This is a genomic window from Streptomyces sp. UNOC14_S4 (genome assembly GCF_020740835.1).
Taxonomy (GTDB): domain Bacteria; phylum Actinomycetota; class Actinomycetes; order Streptomycetales; family Streptomycetaceae; genus Streptomyces.
The window spans coordinates 1-9,961 of sequence record NZ_JAINFC010000283.1; the positions used below are offsets into that span (position 1 = coordinate 1).

8 protein-coding genes and 1 pseudogene are annotated in these 9,961 nt (G+C 71.9%); 4 read left to right on the forward strand and 5 right to left on the reverse strand.

Going from position 1 to position 9,961, the window contains the following annotated elements; genetic code table 11:
• Together K6I34_RS23220 and K6I34_RS23225 are read left to right on the forward strand one after the other, a co-directional pair.
• Window positions 1–227 (forward strand): annotated as a pseudogene (locus K6I34_RS23220) (MBL fold metallo-hydrolase); the annotation flags it as partial.
• A gap of 39 nt (window positions 228–266) precedes the next feature.
• On the forward strand, window positions 267–1,142 hold the full coding sequence (locus K6I34_RS23225) for a DUF3097 domain-containing protein (RefSeq protein WP_229328269.1): 876 nt from the start codon (window positions 267–269) through the stop codon (window positions 1,140–1,142).
• A gap of 70 nt (window positions 1,143–1,212) precedes the next feature.
• On the opposite strand, the gene hemW is transcribed toward K6I34_RS23225, so the two are convergent.
• From hemW to lepA, 3 genes are all read right to left on the reverse strand, one after another.
• Complete coding sequence (gene hemW, locus K6I34_RS23230; protein WP_229328270.1) at window positions 1,213–2,445, reverse strand: radical SAM family heme chaperone HemW; 1,233 nt, start codon at window positions 2,443–2,445, stop codon at window positions 1,213–1,215.
• Between the two features lie 210 nt (window positions 2,446–2,655).
• Window positions 2,656–4,545, reverse strand: coding sequence for a long-chain fatty acid--CoA ligase (locus K6I34_RS23235; protein WP_229328271.1), 1,890 nt, complete (start codon window positions 4,543–4,545; stop codon window positions 2,656–2,658).
• A 317-nt stretch (window positions 4,546–4,862) separates the two neighbouring features.
• Window positions 4,863–6,725 carry a translation elongation factor 4 gene (gene lepA, locus K6I34_RS23240; protein WP_229328272.1) on the reverse strand — a complete coding sequence of 621 codons (1,863 nt, stop codon included), beginning with the start codon at window positions 6,723–6,725 and terminating at the stop codon, window positions 4,863–4,865.
• 209 nt (window positions 6,726–6,934) lie between these two features.
• Between lepA and rpsT the strand changes: the two genes are divergently transcribed.
• Window positions 6,935–7,201, forward strand: a complete 267-nt coding sequence (gene rpsT / locus K6I34_RS23245) for a 30S ribosomal protein S20 (protein ID WP_229328273.1) — start codon at window positions 6,935–6,937, stop codon at window positions 7,199–7,201.
• Between the two features lie 489 nt (window positions 7,202–7,690).
• Here the strand turns inward: rpsT and holA are convergent, their stop codons facing one another.
• Window positions 7,691–8,680, reverse strand: a complete 990-nt coding sequence (gene holA / locus K6I34_RS23250) for a DNA polymerase III subunit delta (RefSeq protein ID WP_229328274.1) — start codon at window positions 8,678–8,680, stop codon at window positions 7,691–7,693.
• Between the two features lie 214 nt (window positions 8,681–8,894).
• Between holA and K6I34_RS23255 the strand changes: the two genes are divergently transcribed.
• The gene (locus K6I34_RS23255; RefSeq protein ID WP_229328276.1) at window positions 8,895–9,116 is read left to right on the forward strand and encodes a hypothetical protein; all 222 of its coding nucleotides are present in this window, start codon (window positions 8,895–8,897) and stop codon (window positions 9,114–9,116) included.
• A gap of 89 nt (window positions 9,117–9,205) precedes the next feature.
• Here K6I34_RS23255 and K6I34_RS23260 read toward each other — a convergent pair.
• Window positions 9,206–9,961 (reverse strand): ComEC/Rec2 family competence protein (locus tag K6I34_RS23260; RefSeq protein ID WP_229328275.1); only part of this gene is annotated, 756 nt, incomplete at its 5' end.

Genomic DNA, 9,961 nt, shown 5'->3' on the forward strand with positions numbered 1-9,961 from the left:
GGGGCGACGCGCCGGAGGTCGTCTTCTGCGGCGACCTGGTCGAGGAGTCGGGCGAGCCGCAGGCGGGCCCGGACGCGCTCCCCCGCCGCTGGTCCGCGGCCCTGGACCGGCTGCTGGCGCTGGGCGGGGACGACGCGGTGTACGTGCCGGGGCACGGCGCGGCCGTGGACGCGGCGTTCGTACGGCGGCAGCGGGACGCGCTCGCGGACCGTTTCGGCGTGTCGTAAGCCATTCGGCGGCCACGCGGGTGATCCACAATGGCCCGCATGCGCAGCAGACAGTACGGGCCCGATCTCACCCCTCCGTGGAAGCGCCGGCAGCCCGCTCCCGAGGTGCCCGCGGAACCCGATCTCGTGGTCGAGGAGGTCACCACGGGCTTCTGCGGGGCGGTGATCCGCTGCGAGAAGACGGCGCAGGGGCCGACGGTCACCCTGGAGGACCGCTTCGGCAAGCACCGGGTCTTCCCGATGGAGCCGCGCGGCTTCCTGCTGGAGGGGCGCGTCGTCACGCTCGTACGCCCCAGCCCTACGGCCCCGCACGCGCAGCAGGGCCCGGCCGGTGGGCTCGGCGGGGCCGGCAGGGCCAGTGGGGTCGGTCCTGGCCGTACGGCCTCCGGCTCGATCGCCGTCCCGGGGGCGCGGGCACGGGTGGCGCGCGCCGGGCGCATCTATGTGGAGGGGCGCCACGACGCGGAGCTCGTGGAGCGGGTGTGGGGCGACGACCTGCGCATCGAGGGCGTGGTCGTGGAGTACCTGGAGGGTATCGACGACCTCCCGTCGATCGTGCGCTCCTTCTCCCCCGGGCCCGACGCGCGCCTGGGCGTCCTCGTCGACCACCTGGTGCCCGGCTCGAAGGAGTCCCGCATCGCGGCCTCGGTCACGGACGAGAACGTCCTGGTGGTGGGCCACCCCTACATCGACGTATGGGAGGCCGTGAAGCCGTCCGCCGTGGGCATCCCGGCGTGGCCGCGCGTCCCGCGGGGCGAGGACTGGAAGACGGGCGTCTGCCGGGCGCTGCGCTGGCCTGAGCACACGGGGGCGGCGTGGCAGCGCATTCTGGGGTCCGTGCGGTCTTATAAGGACCTGGAGCCGGAGCTGTTGGGGCGGGTGGAGGAGTTGATCGATTTTGTGACGGTGGGGTGAGTCCATCCAGCCCGTCCGGCGTTTGAGGACGCGGCCGGAGGCCGCCCCCGCCGCAGGCGGCGACGGCGGGTCAGTCGACCAGGTCGCGGACCACCGCGTCCGCCAGCAGACGCCCCCGCAGGGTCAGGACCGCGCGGCCCGCCGCGTAGGGGGCGGACTCCAGGAGGCCGTCCGCCAGGGCGCGTTCCGCGGCGCGCGCGCCCGCCGGCTTCAGGAGGGAGAGCGGGCAGCCGTCGATCAGGCGCAGTTCCAGCAGGATGCGTTCGACGCGGCGGTCCTCGTCGGGGAGGACCTCGCGGCCCGCCCCCGGGGAGCGTCCTTCGGCGAGGGCCTGCGCGTAGGCGCCCGGGTGCTTGACGTTCCACCACCGCACACCCCCGACATGGGAGTGCGCGCCGGGGCCCGCGCCCCACCAGTCGGCGCCGCGCCAGTAGAGCTCGTTGTGGCGGCAGCGCCCGGCCTCGCCGGTGGCCCAGTTGGAGACCTCGTACCAGCCGAAGCCCGCGGCGGTGAGCGCTTCCTCGGCGATGAGGTAGCGGTCGGCGTGCACGTCGTCGTCGGTCATGGGGACCTCGCCGCGGCGGATGCGGCGGGCGAGCTGGGTGCCCTCCTCGACGATCAGCGCGTACGCCGAGACGTGATCGGGACCGGCGCCGATCGCGGCGTCCAGGGAGGCCCGCCAGTCGTCGTCCGACTCGCCCGGTGTGCCGTAGATCAGGTCCAGGTTGACGTGCTCGAAACCGGCGGCCCGCGCCTCGCCGACACACGCCTCCGGGCGGCCCGGGGTGTGCGTACGGTCGAGAATCCTCAGGACGTGCTGCCGGGCGCTCTGCATGCCGAAGGAGATCCGGTTGAAGCCGCCCTCCCGCAGCTCCGCCAGGTAGCGGGGGTCGACGGACTCGGGGTTGGCCTCGGTGGTGATCTCCGCGTCCTCGGCGAGCCCGAACTCGTCGCGGATCGCGCCCAGCATCCGTACGAGGTCGGCGGCGGGCAGCAGCGTGGGCGTGCCGCCGCCGACGAAGACGGTCTCCACGGGCCGCGGGTCGTCGCCCAGCACCTTCCGCGCGAGGCGGATCTCCTCGGTGAGCGTCTCGGCGTAGTTCTCCCGGGAGGCGAGGGCGCCGCCGGAGCCGCGCAGCTCGTTCGCGGTGTAGGTGTTGAAGTCGCAGTACCCGCAGCGCGTCGCGCAGTACGGCACGTGCAGGTAGAAGCCGAGCGGCCGCTGCCCGGCGCCCGCCAGGGCGTGGTGGGGCAGCGCCCCGTCCTCGGGCATGGGTTCGCCGTCAGGCAGTACGGAAGGCATACGCCCATTGTCCGGCATCGGGAACCGTGCCGAAGCGGCCGGCCACCGGGGGCTGCCGCCCCCGGACCCCCGGTGGTGGGCGTGCCCCTTTAGGGGCGCGGGGAACTGCGCGACCAGCCGTCGACAGCCCGCAGCCGCGCACCGGGCCCGGGTGGCAACCCGATAGGCGCAACGGGGGCCCAGGGACGCAGCCCCGGCGTAAGGCCGGGGTCAGAGCTCGCGCGCACCCGCGTACATCTCCTCGATCAAGCCCTTGTACTCCCGCTCGACCACCGGCCGCTTCAGCTTCAGGCTCGGGGTGAGTTCGCCGTGCTCGACGTCGAGGTCGCGCGGGAGGAGGCGGAACTTCTTGATCGTCTGCCAGCGCTGGAGGCCCTCGTTGAGGCGCCGCACATAGCCGTCGACGAGTTCCCGGGTCTCCTCGGCGGCGACCACCTCGGCGTAGCTCCTGCCGCCCAGGCCGTGCTCGGCCGCCCAGACCATGAGCGTGGGCTCGTCGAGGGCGACGAGGGCCGTGCAGTAGTTGCGGTCGGCGCCGTGCACCAGGATGTTGGAGGCGAAGGGGCACACCGCCTTGAACCGGCCCTCGATCTCGGCGGGGGCGACGTACTTGCCGCCCGAGGTCTTGATCAGGTCCTTCTTGCGGTCGGTGATGCGCAGATAGCCGTCCGGGGAGAGCTCACCGATGTCGCCGGTGTGGAACCAGCCGTCGCTCTCCAGGACCTCCGCGGTCTTCTCGGGCAGCCCGTGGTAGCCCGCCATGACGCCGGGGCCGCGCAGCAGGATCTCGCCGTCGTCGGCGATCCGGACCTCCGTGCCGGGCAGCGGCTTGCCGACGGTGCCGGTGCGGTAGGACTCGCCGGGGTTGACAAAGCTGGCGGCGCTGGTCTCCGTGAGGCCGTAGCCCTCCAGGATGTGGATGCCCGCGCCGGAGAAGAAGAGGCCGATGTCCGGGGCGAGGGCGGAGGCGCCGGAGACGCACGCCCGCAGCCTGCCGCCGAAGGCCTCGCGGATCTTGGCGTAGACGAGGGCGTCGGCGACCTTGTGCCTGGCGGCGAGCCCGAAGGGGACGCTCCTGCTGCCCGTGCGCCGGAAGTTGTCCTGGGAGGTCCTCGCGTACTCGCGGGCGACCTCGGCCGCCCAGTGGAAGATCTTGTACTTGGCCCCGCCGCCCTCGCGCGCCTTGGCCGCGACGCCGTTGTAGACCTTCTCGAAGATGCGCGGGACGGAGGCCATGTAGGTGGGGCGGACGACGGCGAGGTTCTCCACGATGCGGTCCGCGCGCCCGTCCACGGCCGTGACATGCCCGGTGCTGATGTGGCTGACGGTGAGCACCTTGCCGAAGACGTGCGCGAGCGGCAGCCAGAGGTACTGCACGTCGTCGGAGCGCACGAGGCCGGAGGCCTGGATGGCGCGGGCCAGGTACGACCAGGAGTCGTGGGTCAGCCGTACGCCCTTGGGGCGGCCGGTGGTGCCGGAGGTGTAGATCAGGGTGGCGAGCTGTTCGGCGCGGAGGGCGTCGATGCGCTCCTTGACGGCTCCGGGGTCCGCCTCCAGGCGGGCGGCGCCGCGGCGCTCCAGCTCGGCGAGGGAGAGCACCCAGCCCTCGGGGTCGCCCTCGGCGGGGACGGCGTCCCCGGCCTCGATCACCACGACGTGGGCGAGGTCGGGCAGCTCGGCGCGGTGCTCACGGGCCTTGGCGAGCTGGGCGGCGTCCTCGGCGATCAGGACCCGGCTCCCGGAGTCGGCGAGGATGAAGGCCGTCTCGTCGGCGTTGGTGCTGGGGTAGACGGTGGTGGTGGCGGCGCCGGAGCAGAGCACTCCGAGGTCGGCGAGTATCCACTCGACCCGGGTGGCGGCGGCGAGCGCGACGCGCTCCTCGGGGCGTACGCCCAGGTCGATCAGCCCGGCGGCGATGGCGAAGACGCGGTCGGCCGCCTCCCGCCAGGTGAGCGAGGCCCAGGCGTCGGGGCGCTCGCCGGACGGGGAGGGCACCGGGTAGCGGTACGCCTCGGCGTCGGGGGTCGCCTCGACCCGTTCGACGAGGATCGTCGCCACGGAGGGCGGACGGTTCTCGATCAAAGCCTGTGTCTCGGTCACGGCGTCCTCCGGTGCCCGGTTCGTTGCTTGGTGACTCGCGAGTAACCTCCCGCGCAGTGATCAGACTAGAGCCCGCGCGGCGGCTGCGTAAGGGTCTGTAGTTGCCTTGCCAAAGCTGTGACCGACGGGGTTTATGCGTTCTGCGCGCATCCATACAGAAGGGTGCGTTCCGTATACGGGAAGTGCCCGTCCCCCGGGGGAACGGGCACTTCCGGGCCGTGGACGGCGTCCGCGGAGGCGTCGGCGCGCGGCTGTTTCCTGCTCTTGCCGCGGCTTCGGGCTCCGTGCGCCGCGCCCGCGGTTACTTCTTCTTGCGGTTACTTCTTCTTCTCGCCGCCCTCGTCCGAGGACAGCACCGCGATGAAGGCCTCCTGCGGCACCTCGACGCTGCCGACCATCTTCATCCGCTTCTTGCCCTCCTTCTGCTTCTCCAGCAGCTTCCGCTTACGGGAGATGTCACCGCCGTAGCACTTGGCGAGGACGTCCTTGCGGATGGCGCGGACGGTCTCACGGGCGATGACCCGGGCGCCGATGGCCGCCTGGATCGGCACCTCGAAGTTCTGCCGCGGGATGAGCTCGCGCAGCTTGGCGACGAGCCGCACGCCGTACGCGTACGCCTTGTCCTTGTGCGTGATCGCGGAGAACGCGTCGACCTTGTCGCCGTGCAGCAGGATGTCGACCTTGACGAGGTCGGAGATCTGCTCGCCGGTGGGCTCGTAGTCGAGCGAGGCGTAACCGCGGGTCTTCGACTTGAGCTGGTCGAAGAAGTCGAAGACGACCTCGGCGAGGGGCAGCGTGTAGCGGATCTCGACGCGGTCCTCGGAGAGGTAGTCCATGCCGAGCAGGGTGCCGCGCCGGGTCTGGCACAGCTCCATGATCGCGCCGATGAACTCGCTGGGGGCGAGGATCGTGGCGCGGACGACGGGCTCGTGCACCTCGTCGATCTTGCCGGTGGGGAACTCGCTCGGGTTGGTGACCTCGTGCTCCGAGCCGTCCTCCATGATCACGCGGTAGACCACGTTGGGCGCGGTGGCGATCAGGTCGAGGCCGAACTCGCGCTCCAGGCGCTCGCGGATGACCTCCAGGTGGAGCAGGCCGAGGAAGCCCACGCGGAAGCCGAAGCCGAGGGCCGCGGAGGTCTCCGGCTCGTAGACCAGGGCCGCGTCGTTGAGCTGGAGCTTGTCGAGGGCCTCGCGCAGCTCCGGGTAGTCCGAGCCGTCCAGCGGGTACAGGCCCGAGAAGACCATCGGCTTCGGGTCCTTGTAGCCGCCCAGGGCGTCGGTGGCACCGCCCTGGAACTGGGTGATGGTGTCACCCACCTTCGACTGGCGGACGTCCTTCACACCGGTGATCAGGTAGCCCACCTCGCCGACGGACAGACCGTCGGCCGCCAGCATCTCGGGCGAGTTGGTGCCGATCTCCAGCAGCTCGTGCGCGGCGCCCGTGGACATCATCTTGATGCGCTCGCGCTTCTTGAGCGTGCCGTCGACGACCTTCACATACGTCACCACGCCGCGGTAGGCGTCGTAGACCGAGTCGAAGATCATCGCGCGGGCGGGCGCGTCCTTGACGCCGACCGGGGCCGGGACGTCGCGCACGACGCGGTCCAGCAGCTCGGGCACGCCGACGCCGGTCTTGGCGGAGACCTTGAGCACGTCGGACGGGTCGCAGCCGACCAGGTTCGCCAGCTCGGCGGCGAACTTCTCCGGCTGGGCGGCGGGCAGGTCGATCTTGTTGAGGACCGGGATGATCGTGAGGTCGTTCTCCATCGCCAGGTAGAGGTTGGCGAGAGTCTGGGCCTCGATGCCCTGGGCCGCGTCCACCAGGAGGATGCAGCCCTCGCACGCGGCGAGGGAGCGGGAGACCTCATAGGTGAAGTCGACGTGGCCGGGGGTGTCGATCATGTTGAGGATGTGGGTACCCGCACCCTCGGTGTCGGTGGGGGCCCAGGGGAGACGGACCGCCTGCGACTTGATCGTGATGCCGCGCTCGCGCTCGATGTCCATCCGGTCGAGGTACTGCGCGCGCATCTGCCGCTGGTCGACCACACCGGTCAGCTGGAGCATCCGGTCGGCGAGCGTGGACTTGCCGTGGTCGATGTGCGCGATGATGCAGAAGTTGCGGATCAGAGCCGGGTCGGTACGGCTCGGCTCGGGCACGTTGGTAGGGGTCGCGGGCACGCAGGATCCATTCGGTGACTTCGGCGTTCGCACGCCAGTCTCGGCGGGAGTCGGGGTATACGACCCTTCCATGGTCCCATGAGCGGCGGGTACGGTCCGGTTTGGGAGGCCGGAGAGCCTGCTGGTAGTCTGGACCACTGTGCCTGGCGTGCCCTCTACACGTCGCGGGCACACTTTCGAAATCCGACGAACCTGAAAAGGCTCTTTTCGTGGCGAACATCAAGTCCCAGATCAAGCGGAACAAGACCAACGAGAAGGCGCGCCTGCGCAACAAGGCCGTCAAGTCCGGGGTCAAGACCTTCGTCCGCTCGGCTCGCGAGGCCATCGCCGCCGGTGACGTGGAGAAGGCCACCGCTGCCGTCGCCCTGGCCGGCAAGAAGCTCGACAAGGCCGCCAGCAAGGGTGTTCTGCACAAGAACGCCGCCGCCAACAAGAAGTCGGCGCTGGCCAAGCAGGTCGCGGCGCTCAAGGGCTGACGTCCTTCCCGGGGCCTTTCCCGCTTTCGGCGGCCCCGACCCCGCCGGTGCGGGTGCAGCGGACCCTCTCAACCGCTCCGTCCCGGCAAACCCGACCGCACGCGGACGTTCGCCACGTAGGTGCGGTCTGTTGAGCCGTGAGTCTCACGGCTCGGTGATTTCCTGAAAGGCCCTGCCTTTGCCCTTCCCCAGGGCGGAGGCGGGGCCTTTCGGCGTATCCGGGGGGCTCTGCCCCCGGGCCCCGGTTCGTTCGCCTTGCCTGCGCCTGTCGTTTGCCCGCGGGCCGGTGGTCCGATCGCGTTCGGCTGCGGGCCGGTGGGGGCTGGTCGCGCAGTTCCCCGCGCCCCTGAAGGGGCGCGGTCGCCGTACGCCCCTCCCCCCTGGTTGTGGGCATGCGTTCCGCAAAGGGCGGAACGGGTGGGCACAACCGGACCACCGGCCGCAACCGACCACCACGGGGGTCCGGGGGCGGAGCCCCCGGTGGGTGGCCTACAGGTTGCGGGATCGCGCCGCTCGGGCGATGGTGACGACCGCTTTTTCCAGGGCGTACTCCGGGTCGTCGCCCCCGCCCTTCACGCCCGCGTCCGCCTCTGCCACCGCGCGCAGCGCCACGGCCACCCCGTCCGCCGTCCATCCCCGCATCTGCTGCCGCACGCGGTCGATCTTCCACGGCGGCATGCCCAGGTCGCGGGCGAGGTCGCCCGGGCGGGCGCCCCTCGGCGCGGAGGCGAGCTTGCCGATCGCGCGGACGCCCTGGGCGAGGGCGCTGGTGATCAGCACGGGGGCGACGCCGGTGGAGATGGCCCAGCGGAGGGCCTCCAGAGCCTCGGCGGCACGGCCCTCCACGGCACGGTCGGCGACAGTGAAGCTGGACGCCTCGGCACGGCCCGTGTAGTAGCGGGCCACGACGGACTCGTCGATGGTGCCCTCGATGTCGGCGACGAGCTGGGCACAGGCGCTCGCGAGCTCGCGCAGGTCGCTGCCGATCGCGTCCACCAGGGCCTGGCAGGCCTCGGGGGTCGCGGAGCGGCCGGTCGCGCGGAACTCCGAACGGACGAACGCCAGCCGGTCCGCGGGCTTGGTCATCTTGGGGCAGGCGACTTCGCGGGCCCCGGCCTTGCGCGCCGCGTCCAGCAGGCCCTTGCCCTTCGCCCCGCCCGCGTGCAGCAGGACGAGGGTGATCTCCTCGGCGGGCGCGGCGAGATAGCCCTTCACGTCCTTGACCGAGTCCGCCGACAGGTCCTGCGCGTTGCGCACGATCACGACCTTGCGCTCGGCGAACAGCGACGGGCTGGTCAGCTCCGCCAACGTGCCGGGCTGGAGCTGGTCGGAGGTGAGGTCCCGTACGTCGGTGTCCGCGTCGGCGGCACGGGCGGCGTCCACCACCTCGCGCACGGCGCGGTCCAAGAGGAGGTCCTCCTGGCCCACGGCGAGCGTGACGGGGGCGAGAAGGTCGTCGGTTGCAGTCTTCCTGGCCATCGCGTCCAGCATCCCACGAGCCGCTGGCACTCCCGCCCGCACCGCCTCCCCGACCCCTCCGTACGTCAGAGGCACACCCCACGTCGCGCCCGTCGGGGCATACCGCACAATGAGCGTTGTGAGCAGCGTTTCCTCTTCTTATCCGGTCTCTTCGCGCCCGGTTTCCCCGCCGTCCTCCGCTTACTCCGGGGACGACCCCGTACGGCACCTGCTGGTGCTGCCCGACCGCGACACCGCCGACGAGGTGGCGGAGGAAGCGGCCCGGCGCTTCGACCTCGAGGACGACCCGCAGGTCGTGCGCGAGGCCCTCGCCGGCGAGGATGACGCGGAGGACGCCCAGTGGCTCGTGGTCCTGGAGGACACGAGCGGCTCGCTGGACGTCGTCGCGCTGCGCGAGCTCGCCGAGGAGTACGACGGCTGGCTCGAGACCGAGTGACGCGGTAGCCCTGCCGGAGCCCCACGGCCCGGTCACGCCGGGAACGAGCGTGGCGGTCGCGGCGGTCACAGCGGGAACGAGCGTGGCGGTCACGGTGGCGTGACCGCCGTCGCGTCGGACGTCACCGCCACCGGGCCGTCCGTGTCCGTACGCAGCACCGCCGCCCCTTGCGCCCCCAGCTCCGCGAGCGTGCGCGGCGACGGGTGACCGTACGGGTTGCCCGCGCCCACGGACACGACGGCCAGCCGCGGACGGAGCCTGTGTATCAGCTCGGGGTCCTGGTAGGCGGAGCCGTGGTGGGCGACCTTGAGGACGTCCACCGACGGCAACTCGGGATGGGCCTCCAGCAGCGCCCGCTGCGCGGGCGGTTCGAGGTCGCCGAGCAGGAGCAGGGACAGCCCCGCGCTGTGCACCAGCAGGGTCACGCTCGCGTCGTTCGGCCCGTCCTCCGCGGCTGCTGTCGCGGCTCCTCCCAGTATCGCCGACGGCGGCCACAGCACCTCCCACGACAGCTCCCCCAGGCGACGCCGCTCCCCCGGCACGGCTTCCACGACCGGGATGCCCGCCTGCTCCGCCGTGCGGCGCACGAACATGACCTGACCGGGCGGTTCCGCGAACGGCGTCGTCTCGATCGCTCCGACCGCCCTGCCCCGCAGCACACCCGGCAGGCCGTCCACGTGGTCCGCGTGGAAATGACTGAGTATCAGCAACGGCACCCGCTCCACCCCGAGGGCCCGCAGACAGCGGTCGACGGCACGGGGCTCCGGGCCCGCGTCCACGACCACGGCGCGGCCCTCCCCCGCCGCGAGCACGAGCGCGTCCCCCTGCCCCACATCGCACGCGGC